The organism is Streptosporangium sp. NPDC006930, assembly GCF_040635605.1.
Lineage (GTDB): Bacteria > Actinomycetota > Actinomycetes > Streptosporangiales > Streptosporangiaceae > Streptosporangium.
This window is the reverse complement of the sequence record NZ_JBEYID010000036.1, coordinates 1-19,735: the sequence shown is the minus strand read 5'-3', so window position 1 is coordinate 19,735 and position 19,735 is coordinate 1. Positions and strand designations below refer to the sequence as shown.

Annotated in this window: 1 protein-coding gene; it reads left to right on the top strand. The window is 72.1% G+C overall.

Going from position 1 to position 19,735, the window contains the following annotated elements; translation table 11 throughout:
- Positions 1-362 precede the first annotated feature (362 nt).
- Positions 363-19,735, top strand: a 19,373-nt coding sequence (locus ABZ664_RS37440; protein ID WP_362521622.1) for an SDR family NAD(P)-dependent oxidoreductase, incomplete at its 3' end; no start/stop codon positions are given.

Below are 19,735 nucleotides of genomic sequence, written 5' to 3'. Positions count from 1 at the left end.
TGGGGTTCCTCACTCATCAGCCGGCCGGGCTCGTTGGCACGGGACGATAGGAGGCGCTCAGAAAATCCCGCCTTCCCCGCCGCGACGCGGGACTCTCCGGGCACGTGCCGGGCCAACCAAAGAAGAACCCGGACGGCACTCGTGAAAACACTAGGATCCGCGCCGGTCCGTCCCACACCGGCTTCTCGCGCCGCCTGACCTGCGGTGGCCGCACAACTAGTGAAACGCGCAGCCCGTGCTCGGCATAGTTCGTGCTGGCCGTGAGGCCACGAGCCGAACGCGGTGATCCGAGCGCCCACCCTCGCCGGGCGGCGAATCGAGTCTCCGCGTATCGGCATGACGACGTGTATGGGGAGCGGTGCGTGAATCGACCCGAGTTCATGCCTGACCATGACTCCGGCACGGAGGACGATCGCATCGCGATCGTCGGAGTGTCCTGCCGGTTGCCCTCCGCGCCAGGTCCGGCGGAGTTCTGGCGGCTGCTGCGCGACGGAGTGAGCGCCGTGTCCACGGTGCCACCCGGCCGCTGGAGCGCGAACACCGAGCCGGGTCCCGGCGAGCACGGCGCCTTCCTGGACGCGGTCGACCGGTTCGACGCCGGATTCTTCGGGATCTCCCCCCGTGAGGCCCGTGCGATGGACCCCCAGCAGCGGCTGATGCTGGAACTCGGCTGGGAGGCGCTGGAGAACGCGCGTGTCGCGCCCGCGCTCCTGCGCGGCACCGACGTCGGCGTGTTCATCGGCGTGATGGCCGACGACTACGCGTTGCTGAGCCGCCAGAACGGCGCGGCGGGAATCGGCCACCACTCGCTCACGGGCGTCAACCGCAGCATCCTCGCCAACCGGGTGTCGCACTTCCTCGCCCTGACGGGCCCGAGCATGGCCGTGGACACCGGCCAGTCGTCATCGCTGGTCGCGGTGCACCTCGCCTGCGAGAGCATCCGCAGCGGCGAGTCGGACATGGCCCTCGCGGGCGGGGTCCAGCTCAACCTCGCCGCGGAGAGCGCCCTGGCGGCCGCGGAACTCGGCGCGCTGTCCCCCGACGGCAGGTGTTTCACCTTCGACGAGCGGGCGAACGGTTACGTCCGCGGCGAGGGCGGCGCCGTCGTCCTCCTCAAGCCGCTGTCGCGCGCCCTCGCGGACGGCGACCACGTGTACTGCGTCATCTCGGGCAGCGCGGTGAACAACGACGGTTCCGGCGAGACGCTCACCACCCCGAGCCCTCGGGCGCAGGAGCGGGTGCTGCGCTCCGCGTACCGGCGCGCCGGTGTGGACCCGGCGAGCGTCGGCTACGTCGAGCTGCACGGCACCGGCACCAGGGTGGGCGACCCCGTCGAGGCCGCGGCGCTCGGCGCGGTGCACGGTACCGGCCGCTCGGACGCGCCGTTGTGGGTGGGATCGGCCAAGACCAACGTCGGCCATCTGGAGGGCGCCGCCGGCATCGTCGGGCTGCTCAAGACCGTGCTGGCCATCGAGCACCGGCTGCTGCCGCCGAGCCTGAACTTCGAGCGGCCGAACCCCGCGATCCGCTTCGACGAGTGGAACCTGCGGGTGGTGGGCTCTCCGACGCCGTGGCCGGTGAACGACGGTGACGGTGACGGGCGGATCATCGCGGGCGTCTCCTCGTTCGGTATCGGCGGCACCAACTGCCACGTCGTGCTGACCTCCGCCCCCGAGCGCACCTCGCCGGCCCCGGTGGCCGCGGGCGGGATCGCCGTACCCGAGGGCGCCGAGGCGCCGGCCCCGGTGACCTGGCCGCTGTCCGGCCACACCGAGGGCGCGCTGCGGGCGCAGGCGGCGCGGCTCGCCCGCCACGTCAGGGAACGGGAGGACCTCTCGACCGGCGACGTGGCCTTCTCGCTGGCCACGACGCGGGCCGGTCTGCGCCATCGAGCGGTCGTCGTCGGCGACGGACGCGAGCAGCTGCTCCACGCGCTGGACGCACTGTCGGAGGGGCGCTCCGCGCCGGGAGTGGTGCGCGGCAGGACCGAGGTCGAGTCCGCTTCCGGTGGCGTGCTGTCCGACCGGGTGGAGCGCCTCGATCAGATGCGTCTCGTCCTCGGCCTCGGTCAGCACACCGCGCCGCTGGCCGGCGTGTGGCAACGCCCCGGCCAGCAGGTCTTCGTCTTTCCCGGTCAGGGATCGCAGTGGGCCGGGATGGGGGCGGAGCTGCTCGACTCCTCCCCGGCGTTCGCCGCCGCCATGGCGGAATGCGAGGCGGCGCTGGCGCCGTTCGTCGACTGGTCGCTGACGAGCGTCGTACGGGGGGAGCCCGGTGGCCCGCCCAGGGAGCGCGCCGACGTGATCCAGCCCGTGCTGTGGGCGATCATGGTCTCCCTCGCGGCACTGTGGCGGTCGTACGGTGTGGAACCGGCCGCGGTGGTGGGCCACTCGCAGGGGGAGGTCGCCGCCGCGTGCGTCGCGGGCGCGCTGTCACTGGAGGACGGCGCGTACCTCGTGACCGCCAGATCGAAGCTGATCACCGAGGTCCTCTCCGGCAGAAGCGGCATGGTCTCGGTGGGACTTCCCCTGGAGGTCGTGGAGGAGCGGCTGGCCCGCTGGGCGGGCCGCCTGTCCATCGGCGCCGTGAACAGCCCGTCCTCCGTGGTGGTGTCCGGGGACAACGAGGCGCTGGCCGAGATGACGGCCGAGTGGGCGGACACGGTGCGGATGGGCCGGGTCAACATCGACTACGCCTCGCACTCCTCCGTCGTCGAGCAGATCGAGGAGCGCCTGGCACCGCTGCTGGCGCCGATCCGGCCGCGCGGCTCGGCGATCGCCTTCTACTCGACGGTGACCGGTGCCCCCCTCGACACCGCCGAGCTCGACGGCGACTACTGGTACCGCAACCTGCGCAGGCCGGTCGACTTCCAGGGCGCGGTGGAGCGGCTGCTCGCCGACGGGTTCGGTCTCTTCGTCGAGGTGAGCCCGAACCCCGTGCTGGTCGGCAGCATCCACGAGAGCGCGCGGGCCGTCGGCCGTCCGGCGGTGGCCGTCTGCACCCTTCAGAGGCACAACGCGGGGATCTCCCGCGTGCTGACCTCGATCGCCGAGCTCTACGCGAACGGGGTGGAGGTCGAGTGGGAGAGGTTCCTGCCCGCCGCCTCCCGGGTCGAGCTGCCGACGTACGCCTTCCAGCGGGACCGCCACTGGCTGGAGGAGTCCGGCAGGGAACGGGAGTGGACGGCACCGCGGGCGGGATCGGCGGCGACGGACGACGCGAGGCCGGACGACTCGGACGGGCCAAAGGAGTCGGACACCGTTCGGCGGCCCGGCTCCGGCGGCCCGCTGGACCTGGTCCGCGACGCCTGCGCGGCGGTCCTCGGCACCTACGATCCCGACGGGATCGACCTCGGCCTGCCGTTCAAGGAGCTCGGCTTCGACTCCGCGATGCTCGTCGAGCTCACGACCCGGCTCGACACGAACGGCGGGCCGGCGCTGACCGCCACCGCCCTCTTCGACCACCCCACGCCGGCGAGACTCGCCGCGTTCCTGGGGTCCACAGCCGCCACCGGTTCCGAACCTCCGCCTCCGGAACCGGTGGCCTCAACTCCCGCGGCCGGTGAGCCCATCGCGATCATCGGGATGGCCTGCCGCTACCCGGGCGGTATCGACTCCCCGGAAAGCCTGTGGCGGCTCGTCGACACCGGCGAGGACGCCGTGTCCGCGCTGCCCGCCGACCGCGGCTGGCGGATGGGAACCCTCGCCGCGGACCATCCCGGAGGCTTCCTCCACGCCGCGGGAGACTTCGACGCCGGATTCTTCGGGATCTCGCCGCGCGAGGCGCTCGCGATGGACCCGCAGCAGCGGCTGGCGCTGGAGGTGACCTGGGAGGCGGTGGAGCGTGCCGGGATCTCGCCCTCGTCGCTGGACGGCACCCGCACCGGCGTGTATCTCGGCGCGATGGCGCAGGACTACGGCGCCCGGATGCACGAAGCGTCAGGAGACGCCGAAGGCTACACGCTGACGGGCACCTCGCCCAGCGTCCTGTCCGGCCGGGTCGCCTACACCCTGGGGCTGGAGGGCCCCGCGATCACGGTGGACACCGCGTGCTCGTCGTCGCTGGTCGGCCTGCACCTGGCCGCGCAGGGGCTGCGGTCGGGGGAGTGCTCGCTCGCGCTGGCGGGCGGAGTCACCGTGATGTCGACGCCCGGCATCTTCCTGGAGTTCGCCAAGCAGGGCGGCCTCTCCCCGGACGGGCGGTGCAAGGCGTTCGCCGACGCCGCGGACGGCACGGGCTGGGCCGAGGGCGCCGGCGTGCTGGTGCTGGAACGCCTGTCGGACGCCCGCCGCAACGGCCACCGGGTGCTCGCCGTACTCCGCGGATCCGCGGTGAACTCCGACGGCGCCTCCAACGGCCTGACCGCTCCCAGCGGTGTCTCCCAGCAGCGGGTGATCCGCCAAGCCCTCACCGGCGCCGGGCTCTCCCCGTCGGATGTGGACGTGGTGGAGGCGCACGGCACGGGCACCAGACTGGGCGACCCGATCGAGCTGCAGGCCCTGCTGGCGACGTACGGGCAGGACAGGGAACGGCCGCTGCTGCTCGGGTCGATCAAGTCGAACATCGGTCACACCCAGGCGGCCGCGGGGGTCGCGGGCGTGATCAAGATGGTGATGGCCATGCGGCAGGGAATCGTGCCGCGGACGCTGCACGTCGACGCCCCCACCTCGCGCGTGGACTGGTCGGCCGGCGCGGTCGGGCTGGTGACCGAACGCGCCGGATGGCCGGAGGCCGGGCGGCCCCGCCGGGCCGGGGTGTCGTCGTTCGGTATCAGCGGCACCAACGCGCACGTGATCGTCGAACAGGTGCCGGACCCCTCCGCCGAGCGATCGCCCGGGCAGGCCGATCCCTCCGAGCCCGCCGCGACACCGAGCACGACACCGAGCACGACACCGGGGGCACCCGCGCCGGTGCCCTGGGTGGTCTCCGGCAAGACCGAGGCCGCGCTCGGCGCCCAGATCGACCGGCTGGCGTCCTTCGCCGCCGAGAGCGGAGCCGATCCGGCCGACATCGGGTACTCGCTGGTGACGGGCCGCTCGGAGTTCGCCCACCGGGCGGTACTGCTGTCCGGAGCCGACGGCGTGACCGAGGTGGCCCGCGGCGTCGCCGGCACGCCCGGCTCGCTCGCGATGCTGTTCGCGGGACAGGGCGCGCAGCGGATCGGAATGGGCCGCGAACTCGCCGCCCGCTTCCCGGTCTTCGCCCGCGCGCTCAACGAGGTGTTCGCGCGGCTCGCCGGCAGGCTGGAGAGATCCCCTGTCGAGGTGATGTTCGGCGCGGACGCCGGGCCGCTGGACCGCACCGAGTACGCCCAACCGGCGCTCTTCGCGATCGAGGTGGCGCTCTTCCGCCTGGTCGAGTCCTGGGGCGTGACCCCCGACCTGCTGGTGGGGCACTCGATCGGCGAGATCGCCGTGGCCCACGTGGCAGGCGTGCTGTCGCTGGACGACGCCTGCACGCTCGTCGCCGCCAGGGGCCGGCTGATGCAGCGCCTGCCCGAAGGCGGGGCGATGGTGTCCGTCCAGGCCGGCGAGGCGCAGGTCGAGGCGGCGCTGGAGGACGGGGCCGTCATCGGCGCGGTGAACGGCCCCTCCTCCGTCGTGATCGCCGGAGCCGAGGAGGCCGTCCTGCGCGTCGCCGCGCGCTTCGACGGGGCCAGGCGCCTGCGGGTGAGCCACGCCTTCCACTCGCCGCTGATGGAGCCCATGCTGGCGGAGTTCAGGGAGGTCGCCGAAGAGCTGACCTTCCACCCGCCGAAGAGGGCCATCGTCTCCACCGTGACCGGCGCTCCCGTCGACGCCGCGTACCTGTGCTCGCCGCAGTACTGGGTGGACCACGTCACGCGTCCGGTGCGCTTCGCCGACGCGATCCGCGCCGCCGCGGCGGCGGGGGCCACGGTCTTCCTGGAGCTCGGCCCCGACGGCGGGCTGTCGGCGCTCGTCCACCAGAACCTCGCCCCGGAGGCCGGCCGTAACCTCGCCCCGGCCACCGGCCGGAACCCGTCTCCGGAGACCGGCCGGAACCCTGCGGGGACGCCGGAACCGCAGGCGTTCCCCATCCTGCGCAGGGACCGCGGCGAGGCCGCCGCCGCACTGGCGGCGGCCGCCCGGCTGTACGTGCGCGGGACGCCGGTGCGCTGGCCGGAGCTGTTCTCAGGTACCGCGGCTCGCCGGGTGGACCTGCCGACGTACGCGTTCCAGCGGGAGCGGTACTGGCCGGACCCCTCGGCGACCGTGGGCGACGTCACCTCGGCGGGGTTGGACCGGCCGCGACACCCGCTGCTCGGCGCGGCGGTGGAACTGCCCGACACCGGCGGGTTCCTGTTCACCGGCCTGGTCTCGACGGCCGCGCACCCGTGGCTGTCCGACCACGTGGTGGCAGGACGGGTGCTGTTCCCCGGCACGGCCTTCGTCGAGTTGGCCACGCGGGCGGCCGCCGAGGTCGGATGCGGCCTGGTGGAGGAACTCACCCTCACCGCGCCACTCACGCTGCCCGAACGGGGCGACGTGCGGCTGCAGGTCGCGCTCAGCGCCGCCGACGGCGACGGAGCCCGGACGATCGGCGTGTACTCCCAGGCGGTGGACGAGCCGGAGGCACCCTGGACCCGGCACGCCACCGGCGTGCTCACTCCCGGCGTGCCGGGCGTCCCCGACCCCGGCATGGGTGAATGGCCCCCCGCCGACGCCGTCCCGATGGACCTCGACGGTTTCTACGAGCGGCGGGCGGAGGCGGGCTTCTCCTACGGCCCCGCGTTCCAGGGGGTGCGCGCCGTCTGGCGTACCGGCCGGGACGTGTTCGCCGAGGTCGCCCTGCCGGAAGGCCCCGCCGCCGACGCGGGCTCTTACGGGCTGCACCCGGCCCTGCTCGACGCCGCGCTGCACGTGGCGTCCCTCACCGGGATCGACGAGGCGAACGGTGGGCTGCTCCCGTTCGCCTGGGCCGGGGTGTCCCTGCACGCGTCCGGCGCCTCGACGCTCCGCGTCCGGATGAGCGGAACCGGTACGGACGCCATCACGCTGGTCGTGGCCGACGCCGAGGGCGGCCTGGTCGCCTCGGTACGATCCCTCGCGCTCCGGCCGAACGATGCGCGGCCCGCGACGCGCACCGGCGGACCTCTGCTGCGACTGGACTGGCCGCTCGCACCGGAATCCGGGAGCGAGGACCATCCGGCGAGGCGCTGGTCGGTGCTCGGCTCCGACGAACGCGGTCTCGTCGCCGCCCTGCGCGCGGCCGGGCAGACGGCGGACCTCGTACACGAGCCCGACCCGGCCGCGGACGTGACGCTGGTCGAAGTCATCACACCGGCCGAAGACGACGTTCCGGCCGCCGTACGGTCGGTGACCTCGGCGGTCCTGGCCCGGCTGCGGGAGAGCGGGCGCGACGAGCACACCGACACTCCCGTGATCTTCGTGACGCGTGGGGCGGTTGCCGTCGACGCCGAGGCCGAGCCCGATCCCGTCGCCGCGGCGGCCTGGGGTCTGGTGCGCTCGGCGCAGGCGGAGAACCCGGGGCGGTTCCTCCTGCTCGACCTCGACGTCGAGCGGGTGACCGGTGAGACGCTGGTCGCGGCGCTCGACTCCACCGAGCCGCAGATCGCGGTACGCGACGGCCTGCTCCGGGTGCCGAGACTCGTCGAGGTCGGCGCCGCCGCCTCTCTCACACCGGCCACCTTCCGTACCGGGGGCACCGTCCTCGTCACCGGTGGCCTGAGCGGGCTGGGCGCGCTCGTCGCCCGCCACCTGGTGACCGAGCACGGCGTACGTCACCTGACACTGGTCGGTCGTCGCGGCATGGACACCGAGGGCGCCGCGGAACTGACCTCGGAGCTGACCGTCCTGGGGGCCGAGGTCACGGCCGTCGCCTGTGACGTGTCCGACCGCGAAGCCCTCGCCGAACTGATCGCCGGGATCTCCCCGGAGCACCCGCTCACCGGGGTGGTCCACGCCGCGGGCGTGCTCGACGACGGGCTGGTCGAGGCACTGACACCCGAGCGGATGGACACCGTGCTGCGGCCGAAGGCGGACGGCGCCTGGCACCTGCACGAGCTCACCCGCGATCTCGATCTGACCGCCTTCGTGCTGTTCTCCTCGGTGTTCGGAACGCTCGGCAACGGAGGCCAGGCGAGCTACACCGCGGCGAACGCCTTCCTCGACGCCCTCGTGCGGCAGCGCACCGCCCGAGGACTGGCGGGCCTGTCGATCGGGTGGGGGCCGTGGCGGCAGGACACCGGCATGACCGCCGCCCTCACCGAGACGGACATGCGGCGCATGGCACGGGTCGGACTGCGCCCCCTGTCCGGCGAGCAGGGGCTCGCCTTCCTCGACGCCGCGCTGGCGAGCCCGGAGCCGGCGCCGGTGGCGGCGCGGTTGGACCGGGCCGCACTACGGGCGCGGAGCCATGTGCCGGAGGTCTTCCGCGCCCTGGTGCCCGCTCCCATCCGGCGGGCCGCCGTCGCCTCCACCGGCTCCGACGCCCTCGGCGCCCTGTCGGGAGAGGAACTCGGCGAGGCCGTCTCCACGCTGGTACTCGGTCAGGTGGCCGCCGTGCTGGGGCACGCCTCGGCGGACGCGATCTCGCCGCATCTCACCTTCCAGGACCTCGGCCTGGACTCCCTCACCTCGGTGGAACTGCGCAACCGGTTGACCGAGGCGACCGGCATCCGGCTGCCCGCCACGCTGGTGTTCGACCAGCCCACCCCGACGGCGGTGACCGGCTTCATCCGCGAGCGCCTCGACGGCGTCGAGGCGGCCCCCACGCCCTCCGCGCAGGTCACGGCCCCCCTCGCCGGGGACCCGATCGTCATCGTCGGCATGGCCTGCCGCTATCCGGGCGGCGTCACCTCTCCGGAACAGCTCTGGGAACTGGTCACCGAGGGCAGGGACGTCATCTCGGACTTCCCCGCCGACCGAGGCTGGGAGCTTCCCGACACGTCCTTCGCCCGCGCGGGCGGATTCCTGTACGACGCGGCCGAGTTCGACGCGCCGTTCTTCGGGATCTCGCCGCGCGAGGCGCTGGCGATCGACGCCCAGCAACGACTGCTGCTCGAGACCTCCTGGGAGGCCGTCGAACGGGCGGGCATCGACCCGCTCACCCTGAAGGGCAGTCGAGCCGGTGTCTTCGCCGGGATGATGTACCACGACTATCCGTCGACGGGAGACGGCGCACCGGAGGAACTGCGCGGGATCGTGGTCAACGGGACCACGGGCAGCGTGACCTCCGGGCGGGTGTCGTACACGCTGGGTCTGGAGGGTCCGGCGGTCACGGTGGACACCGCGTGCTCGTCGTCGCTGGTGGCGTTGCATCTGGCGGCTCAGGCACTGCGCTCGGGTGAGTGCTCGCTGGCGCTGGCCGGTGGGGTGACGGTGATGGCGACCCCGGACACCTTCGTCGACTTCTCCCGCCAGGGCGGTCTGAGCTCTGACGGGCGGTGCCGGTCGTTCGCCGACTCGGCCGATGGGGTCGGCTGGTCGGAGGGTGTCGGGGTGCTGGTGCTGGAGCGGCTGTCGGACGCGCGCCGCAACGGCCACGAGGTGCTCGCGGTGGTGCGCGGCTCTGCGGTGAACCAGGACGGCGCGTCCAACGGTCTGACCGCGCCGAACGGTCCGTCTCAGCAGCGGGTGATCCGTCAGGCCCTGGCCGGAGCGGGGCTCTCGACGTCGGATGTCGACGCGGTGGAGGGGCACGGGACCGGTACGACGCTGGGTGACCCGATCGAGGCCCAGGCCCTGCTGGAGACCTACGGCCAGGACCGGCCGCAGGACCGGCCGGCGCTGCTGGGGTCGATCAAGTCGAACATCGGTCACACGCAGGCGGCGGCCGGCGTGGCCGGTGTGATGAAGATGGTGCTCGCGATGCGGCACGGGGTGCTGCCCCGGACATTGCATGTGGACGAGCCTTCCTCGCACGTGGACTGGGCCTCGGGCGCGGTGCAGCTGCTGACCGAGCCGGTGGAATGGCCGCGGACGGGCCGTCCGCGCCGGGCCGCGGTGTCGTCGTTCGGGATCAGTGGCACCAACGCGCACGTGATCATCGAGCAGTTCCCCGAGTCCGAAACCGACGAGGCGCGGCGGGAGCCGAAGGCTCCGCGAGGCGAGGTCGAACCGGGCGCGGTGCCGGTGCCGGTGCTGGTGTCGGGTCGTTCTGCGGGGGCGTTGCGGGCGCAGGCCGGGCGGTTGGCGTCGTTCCTGGAGGGTGAGCCTGATCTTGGCCTGGCCGATGTGGCGTTCTCGCTGGCGACGACGCGGTCGGCGTTCGATCATCGGGCGGTGGTGGTCGGTGATCGTGACGGCGTGCTCGCCGGGTTGGGTGCGCTGGCCGAGGACCTGCCGGGTGCGGGTGTGGTGCGCGGGGTGGCCGGGCCGGAGCCGAAGCCGGCGTTCCTGTTCACCGGCCAGGGCAGTCAGCGGGCGGGGATGGGCCGGGAGCTGTATGACCGTTTCCTGGTGTTCGCGCAGGCATTGGACGCGGTGATCGCGGAACTGGATCCGTTGCTTGAGGGGGTGGAGCGTGGATCGGCCGGAGGGCTGGGTGGCCGGTCGTTGCGTGAGGTGTTGTTCGCCGAGCCGGGGTCGGCTGAGGCTGAGGCGCTGGATCGGACCGGGTGGGCGCAGCCGGCGCTGTTCGCGGTGGAGACCGCGTTGTTCCGGCTGGTGTCCTCGTGGGGGGTGCGGCCGGGTGTGCTGGCGGGGCATTCGGTCGGGGAGATCACTGCGGCCCATGTGGCCGGTGTGTTGTCGCTCGCCGACGCGTGTGCGCTGGTGGCGGCCCGGGCGCGGTTGATGCAGGCGTTGCCCGCGGGTGGGGCGATGGTCTCGGTGCGGGCCTCCGAGGAGCAGGTCGCCGAGTTGCTCGCCGGGCGCGAGGGTGAGGTGTCGGTCGCGGCCGTGAACGGCCCGTTCTCGGTGGTGATCTCCGGTGTTGAGCAGGCGGTGCTGGAGGTGGCCGCCGCCCTGGAGGAGCGGGGGATCCGGGCGAAGCGGTTGCGGGTGTCGCACGCCTTCCACTCGCCGTTGATGGACCCGATGCTGGAGGAGTTCCGGGTGGTGGCGGGGTCGCTCACCTACGACCCGCCGCGGATTCCGGTGGTCTCGACCCTGACCGGGGAGCAGGCCACGGCCGAGCAGTTGTGCTCGCCGGAGTACTGGGTGAAGCAGGTCCGTGGCGCGGTCCGCTTCGCCGACGCCGTCCGTACCCTGCACGAGCAGGGTGTGCGGGCGTACCTGGAACTCGGCCCCGACGGTGTGCTCACCGCGATGGCGTCCGACACCCTCGCAGCGCTCGCCGACGTGGAGGCCGGAACCGCTTCCGGTCCGGACGCGCTGCTGGCGTCGGTACTGCGCGGAGGCCAGGACGAGCAGAAGACGATCGTGACGGCGCTGGCCGGGTTGTACGTGCGTGGAGTACCGGTGAGCTGGCCGGCCGTGCTCCCCGACGCCCGCCGGGTGCAGTTGCCCACCTACGCCTTCCAGAAGGAGCGGTTCTGGCCGAGCGGCAGGCGAGGCGGGGACGCGCGGGGTCTGGGGCTTGAGACGGCGCTCCACCCGCTGCTGGGAGCGGTGATGGTGTCACCGGAGTCGGACGGGGTGGTCCTGACCGGGCGGATGTCGGCGTCGACCCACCCGTGGATTCGCGACCACGAGGTTCTGGGCCGGGTGCTGCTGCCGGGAACGGGATTCGTGGAACTGGTGGTCCGCGCGGGCGACGAGGTCGGCTGCGCGGTGCTGGAGGAACTGGCGCTGCAGGCGCCGCTGGTGCTTCCGGAGACCGGTGGGGTGCGGGTCCAGGTGGTGGTCGACGGCCCCGGTGAGGCCGGAAGGCGCGCGGTCCGGGTGTATTCCCGGGCGGACGGGCGAGAGGGCGGCGACTGGACGCTGCACGCCCAGGGAGTGCTCGCAGAGCGAGCGGAGGAGCCGGGATTCGATCTGGTGCAGTGGCCGCCGGCGGGGGCGGCCGAGGTGGACGTGACGGGGGCCTACGAACGGCTGGCCGAGGTCGGCTACGGCTACGGTCCGGCGTTTCAGGCGTTGCGCGCGGCGTGGCGGCGAGGGGAGGAGCTGTTCGCCGAGGTCGTGCTGGGTGAGCGGATGGCCACGGAGGCGGGGCGGTTCGGTGTGCATCCGGCCCTGCTGGACGCGGCGATGCACGTATCACTCATCGATCCCTCGGGCGTGGCGAGCGGCGGGCGGGCGGTGTTGCCGTTCGTGTGGCGGCAGGTGGTGCTGCACGCGGCGGGCGCCTCGACGCTGCGGGTGCGGGTACGGCATTCGGGCGAGCACACGCTGGTCCTGGACGTGGCCGACGAGAACGGCCGACCGGTGCTGTCGGCGGGATCGATGGTGGGGCGTCCGGTGTCGGCGGAGCAGTTGGGCGCGGCAGGGGAGCGGTCCCTGTTCCTGGTGGAGTGGAACCCGATCGAGATGCCCACGGCCGGTTCGGCGCGGGTGACGGAGTGGTCCGCGCTCGCCGCCGACCAGGCCTCCGACGTGTCCGGCCCGGCTGTCGGTGCCGATGACTCGATCGCGGTGGTGGACTGCGCGGCACCGCCGACCGGCGAGACGCCGGACGTGGTGCGCTCGGTGACCGGAGACGTGCTTGAGGCGCTGCAGGCGTGGCTGGAGCGGGAGAGCCGGGGATCGGCACCTCTGGTGGTGGTGACCAGGGGCGCGGTGGCGGTGAGCGAGGGCGCGGACGTGGATGTGACGGTCGCGCCGGTATGGGGACTGGTGCGGGCGGCGCAGGCCGAGCACCCCGGGCGCTTCGTGCTGCTGGATCTTCAGGAGGACCAGGAACGGGACGCGGCGGTGCGGGCGGCGGTGGCCTCCGGCGAGCCGGAACTCGCGGTGCGGTCGGAGACGTTCCTGGTGCCCCGGCTGGTCAGGATGGCCAGGCCTGAGCGGCCCGCCGACGGCTCGGGCCCGGACTCCGCCGAGCCGGCCGACGGCTCCGCCGGGTTGGCGGCGGGGACGGTGCTGGTGACGGGAGGTACGAGCGGATTGGGGGCGTTGCTGGCTCGTCGTCTGGTGACCGATCACGGCGTGCGTTCCCTGCTGCTGGTGAGCCGGCGAGGGCCGTCGGCGGAGGGCGTCGAGACGCTGGTGCGGGAGCTGACGGCGCTGGGCGCCGAGGTTCGCGTGATGGCGTGTGACGTCGGGGATCGGGAGTCGCTGGTACGGGTCGTGGAGTCGATTTCCGACTCGGCCCCGCTGGTGGGTGTGGTGCACGCGGCCGGAACGGCGGACAACGGCGTGCTGGAGGCGCTGTCGCGAGACCGGCTGGAGACGGTGCTGCGGCCGAAGGCGGACGCCGCCTGGCATCTGCACGAGCTGACCAGGGATCTGCCGCTGGAGATGTTCGCGCTGGTGTCCTCGGCCGGCGGGCTGGTCCTGGCGGCGGGGCAGGGCAACTACGCGGCGGCGAACGTGTTCCTGAACGCGCTGGCGGCCCATCGACGGTCGCGAGGACTGGTGGCGACGTCGCTGGCGTACGGGCTGTGGGATGTGGCCACCGGCATGAGCTCCGAGCTGTCCGACGCGGACCGGGACCGGCTGGCCAGGCTCGGGCTGCCCGTGCTGTCCGCGGCCGAGGGCGTGCGGCTGTTCGACGTGAGCGTGCGGACGGACGCGGCGTTGACGGTACCGCTGCGGGTGGACACGGAGGTGATGCGGGGCCGTGGCGGCGAGGTACCGGCGTTGCTGCGCGGGCTGGTACCGGCGAGGCGGCCGATCCGGGTGGCCGCAGGTGGCGGCGGAGAAGACGGCTTGCGGCGGCGCCTGGACGGGTTGGACACGGCCGAACGCCGGCGGGTGCTGGAGGAGCTGGTACGGCGACACGTGGCGGTGGTGCTGGGGTACGCGTCGGGGGATGCGGTGGAGCCCGATCAGGCGTTCAGCGCGATGGGGCTGGATTCGCTCGCCGCGGTGGAACTGCGCAACCAGCTGGCCACGGCGACGGGGCTGTCGCTGCCCGCGACGCTCGTCTTCGACTACCCGACCTCGTACGGCGTGGCGGAGTTCCTTCACGGGGAGCTGTTCGGCTCGGTGGACGCCGAGCAGGTCGATGTGGGTGTGCTCTCGCCGGTGGTGCGGTCGGTGGCCGACGATCCGGTGGTGATCGTGGGGATGGCGTGTCGTTATCCGGGTGGGGTGTCTTCTCCGGAGGACTTGTGGCGTCTGGTGGTTGAGGAGACTGACGCGATCACTGGGTTCCCGACGAATCGGGGGTGGGATCTGGAGGGGATCTATGATCCGGATCCTGGTCGGGTGGGGACGTCGTATACGCGTCATGGTGGGTTTTTGCATGATGCGGATGAGTTTGATCCTGGGTTTTTTGGGATGTCGCCGCGTGAGGCGTTGGCGGTTGATCCGCAGCAGCGGTTGTTGTTGGAGGTGTCGTGGGAGGCGGTGGAACGGGCGGGGATCGAGCCGGGGTCGTTGCGGGGGAGTCGGACCGGGGTGTTCACCGGTTTGATGTACAACGATTACGGTCTGGCGTTGGGCAACGCGGCCGGTCGGGTGCACCAGGCGGCCGTCGGCGAGGTGGTCGAAGGTCTCGGCCAGCGTGATGCCGTCGAGGGTTACGAAGGCACCGGGACGGCGCCGAGTGTGGCGTCGGGTCGGGTGTCGTACACGCTGGGGTTGGAGGGTCCGGCGGTGACGGTGGACACCGCGTGCTCCTCCTCGCTGGTGGCGGTGCATCTGGCGGCGCAGGCGTTGCGGTCTGGGGATTGTTCGCTGGCGTTGGCGGGCGGGGCGACGGTGATGTCGACGCCGAACACGTTCATCGGGTTCGCTCGGCAGCGGGGTTTGTCGGTGGATGGGCGGTGTCGGTCGTTCGCGGAGTCGGCCGATGGGGTGGGGTGGGCCGAGGGCGTGGGCATCCTCGTGCTGGAGCGGTTGTCGGATGCTCGGCGTAATGGTCATCGGGTGCTGGCGGTGGTGCGTGGTTCTGCGGTGAATCAGGATGGTGCGTCGAACGGGTTGACGGCGCCGAACGGTCCCTCGCAGCAGCGGGTGATTCGTCAGGCGCTGGCGAGCGCCGGACTGTCGGCGTCGGATGTCGACGTGGTCGAGGCGCACGGCACCGGGACGCGGTTGGGCGATCCCATCGAGGCGCGGGCGCTGATGTCCACCTACGGACAGGGCCGCGACACCGCGGAGCCGCTGCTGCTGGGATCGATCAAGTCGAACATCGGTCACACCCAGACGGCCGCCGGTGTGGCGGGGATCATCAAGATGGTCATGGCGATGCGCGAGGGCATGGTGCCGCGCACGCTGCATGCGGACGAGCCGTCCTCGCATGTGGACTGGAGCGAGGGCGCGGTCGAACTGGTGACCGAGGCACGGGCGTGGCCTCGGGTGGAGCGGTCGCGCCGGGCCGCGGTGTCGTCGTTCGGGATCAGCGGCACCAACGCGCATGTGATCTTGGAGCAGTCTCCGGTGCCGGTGGAGGTACCGGTGGATGCCGGTGGTGAGGAGGTCGACGGCGGGGCTGTCGCGTGGGTGGTGTCGGGGCGTAGTGAGGTGGCGTTGCGGGCGCAGGCGGAGCGGTTGCTGTCGCACGTGGAGGGTTTGTCCGGGTCGAGGTTGGCTGGGGTGGGGGTGTCGCTGGCGACGGTTCGGTCGGCGTTCGAGCATCGGGCGGTGGTGGTGGGTGCCGGGCGTGCGGAGTTGGTGGGAGGCCTGGCGGCGCTGGCGCGGGGGGTGGTGGATCCGGGCGTGGTGACCGGTTCGGTGCGGAGCGGAGGCAAGGTCGCGTTCCTGTTCACCGGTCAGGGCAGCCAGCGCGCCGGGATGGGCCGGGAGCTGTATGAGCGTTTCCCGGTGTTCGCGGCGGCGTTGGACGCGGTGTTCGCCGAGTTGGATCCGCTGCTTGAGGGGTCGTTGCGTGAGGTGTTGTTCGCCGAGCCGGGGTCGGTGGAGGCGGGGTTGCTGGATCGGACGGGGTGGGCGCAGCCGGCGTTGTTCGCGGTGGAGACGGCGTTGTTCCGGTTGGTGTCGTCGTGGGGGGTGCGGCCGGATGTGCTGGCGGGTCATTCGGTTGGGGAGATCGCGGCGGCTCATGTGGCGGGGGTGTTGTCGCTGGCGGATGCGTGTGTGTTGGTGGCGGGTCGGGCGCGGTTGATGCAGGCGCTTCCTGTGGGTGGGGCGATGGTGGCGGTGGCGGCTTCTGAGGAGGAGGTCGTCGAGCTGCTGGCCGGGCGGGAGAAGGAGGTGTCGGTCGCGGCGGTGAACGGCCCGTCCTCGGTGGTGATCTCCGGGGTTGAGGAGGCGGTGCTGGAGGTGGCCGCCGCCCTGGAGGAGCGGGGTATCAGGGCGAAGCGGTTGCGGGTGTCGCACGCGTTCCACTCCCCGCTGATGGACCCGATGCTGGAGGAGTTCCGCGCGGTGGCCGGGTCGCTCTCCTTCAGCCCGCCGGAGATCCCGATCGTGTCGACGTTGACCGGGGAGTCGGCGACGGCGGAGCGGTTGTGTTCGCCGGAGTACTGGGTGGAGCAGGTGCGTGGCGCGGTTCGCTTCGCCGACGGCGTGCGCACCCTGCACGCTCAGGGGGTGCGGGCCTACCTGGAACTCGGCCCCGACGGTGTGCTCACCGCGATGGCCGACGACACCCTCACCGCGCTCGCTGACACGAACACCGGTGGGATAACGCGTGGGGCTGCGTTCGCGGGATCGGCGAGCGGCGCGGAGGCGAGGTCGGCGGCGGATCCGGACGTGCTGCTGGTACCGGCCCTGCGTAGGGGCCAGGACGAGCAAAAATCGATCATGATGGCGCTCGCCGCGCTGCACGTGCGCAGGGTGCCGGTGAACTGGCCGGCGGCGCTTCCCCGGGTCGCCCGAGTGGATCTGCCGACGTACGCCTTCCAGCGCGAACGGTTCTGGCCCGATGGCGTCGGCTCGCAGATGGGAGACGTGACGGCGGCGGGACTCGCGGCTGCGAGCCATCCGCTGCTGGGAGCCGCTGTGGGAGTGGCCGGTTCGGATGGGGTGTTGCTGACCGGCCGTGTCTCGCTGACGTCGCATCCGTGGCTGGCCGATCACATGGTGGGCGGGACGGTGATCTTCCCGGGTACCGGGTTCCTGGAGTTGGCGGTACGGGCCGGTGATGAGGTCGGCTGTGACCTGGTCGAAGAACTCACCCTGACCGCTCCGCTGGTGCTCGGCGAACGGGACGCGGTGGCGGTGCAGGTATGGGTGAGGACACCGGACGAGTCAGGCCGGTGTGAGGTGAGCATTCACGCCCGCCCTGCGGAGGCCGGAGACGAGGAACCCTGGGTACGGCACGCGATCGGCGTGCTGGCGTCCGACGGCCAGGCCGGGGAGCGGTTCGAGCCTTTCGAGGGTGGGGTGTGGCCGCCGAAGGGTGCGTCGGTGCTCGAGGTGGATGGGTTGTACGAGCGGCTGGCCGAGGGCGGGCTGGGTTATGGGCCGGTGTTCCAGGGGTTGCGGGGAGCCTGGCGTGGCGAGGACGGTGTGGTGTTCGCCGAGGTGGTGTTGCCTGATCGGGTTGCCGATGCGGGTGGTTTCGGTTTGCATCCGGCGTTGCTGGATGCGGCGTTGCATGTGGTGGCTTTCGCTGATCTGGGTGGTTTTGAGGGTGTGCGGTTGCCGTTCTCGTGGGGTGGGGTGTGTCTGCACGCGGGTGGGGCGTCGGTGCTGCGGGTGCGGTTGGCGTGGGTGGGTGATGGTGAGCTGTCGTTGAGCGCGGTGGACGTGGTCGGGGAGCCGGTGCTCTCGGTGCGCTCACTGCTGCTGCGCCCGGTATCGACGGAGGACCTCCCCGTCGCCGACGGTCGGGTGCTGGGGCGGGACGCGCTGTTCCACCAGGAGTGGGTGCGGAGGCCGGAGACGGCGACCTCCTCGGTGTCCGGCTCCGTCAGTCGTACGGCCGAGCTGTCCCTGGATCCGGCATCGGATCCGGTGGCGGAGTTGGCGGCGCTGGAGGTGGTGCCGGAGGTGGTGACCGTCGTGGTGGGGTCTGACGGGGATGTGGTGGGGGCGGTGCGTGCTTTGACCGTTCGTGTTCTGGGGTTGGTGCAGGGGTGGTTGGCCGATGAGCGGTGTGTGGGTTCGCGGTTGGTGGTGGTGACGCGGGGTGCGGTGGTCGCGGGTGAGGGTGAGGTGGTCGTGGATTTGGGGGCTGCGGCGGTGTGGGGGTTGGTGCGTTCTGCGCAGGTGGAGAATCCTGGTCGGTTCGTGCTGGTGGACATCGACGATGAGTTGTCGTCGTCTGTGTTGGCGGGGGTGTTGGCCTCGGGTGAGCCGCAGGTGGCGGTGCGCAGGGGTGAGGTGTGGGTTGCCCGGCTGGTACGGGCGGCGTCGTCCGGCTCCGGGGCTGACTCTGATTTGGGTGAGGGGCGGGTCTGGGATTCCGAGGGGACGGTGTTGATCACTGGTGGTACGGGTGGTCTGGGGGGTTTGTTCGCGCGGCATGTGGTGGCCGAGCGGGGGGTGCGTCGTCTGCTGCTGACCAGCCGTCGGGGGTTGGATGCTCCGGGGGCGGTGGAGTTGCGGGCCGAGTTGATCGCGCATGGGGTCGAGGTCACCATCGCGGCGTGTGATGTGGCCGATCGGGATCAGGTGGCGGCGTTGCTGGCCGAAGTGCCGGAGGAACACCCGTTGACGGCGGTGATTCATACCGCGGGTGTGCTGGATGACGGGACGATTCCGTCGCTGACACCGGAGCGGTTGGACACGGTGTTGCGGCCGAAGGTGGATGCGGCGTGGCATCTGCATGAGCTGACCCAAGATGAGGATCTGGCCGATTTCATCGTGTTCTCGTCGGTGGCGGGGACGTTCGGTGGGGCGGGGCAGGGCAACTACGCGGCGGCGAACGCGTTCTTGGACGCGCTGGCGGAGCATCGGCGAGCGCGAGGGCTGGCCGGGCGTTCGTTGGCATGGGGTCCGTGGGCGCAGGACGCGGGGATGACAGGCGGGTTGGATGAGGTGGATCTGCGGCGGATGGCGCGTTCCGGGATGGCGCCGTTCTCGCCTGGGCAGGGACTGGCGTCCTTCGACGCGGTGAGTGCGACGGATCGTCCGGCGCTGGTGATCGCGCGGTTGGATCTGGCGGCGGTGCGGGTGGGTGGTGAGGTGCCGCATCTGCTGCGCGGGCTGGTGCGGGGCTCGCGCAGATCGGCGGCGTCGTCGGTCATGGTCGGTGACGGTGCGCTGGTGGGGCGGCTGGCCGGGTTGGGTGAGGCCGATCGGGTGCGGTTGATGGTGGAGACGGTGCGGGCGCAGGTGGCGGTGGTCCTGGGGCATGCCTCGCCGGAGGCGGTGGATGTTCGGCGGGAGTTCCTTGAGCTGGGCTTCGACAGCCTGACCGCGGTGGAGTTGCGCAATCGGTTGAACGCGGCGACCGGGCTGCGCCTGCCGGCGACGCTGGTCTTCGATTACCCGACTCCGGTTGGGCTGGCGGAGTTCCTGCTGGGTGAGTTGCTCGGTGAGCGGGCCGATGCGGATGTGCTCTCGCCGGTGGTGCGGTCGGTGGCCGACGATCCGGTGGTGATCGTGGGGATGGCGTGTCGTTATCCGGGTGGGGTGTCTTCTCCGGAGGACTTGTGGCGCCTGGTGGTCGAGGAGACCGACGCGATCACCGGGTTCCCGACGTCACGCGGCTGGGACCTCGGGACGTTGTACAACCCGGATCGGGAGAGCCGGGGGACCAGTTATGTGCGTGAGGGTGGGTTCCTGCACGAGGCCGGGGAGTTCGATCCCGGGTTCTTCGGGATCTCGCC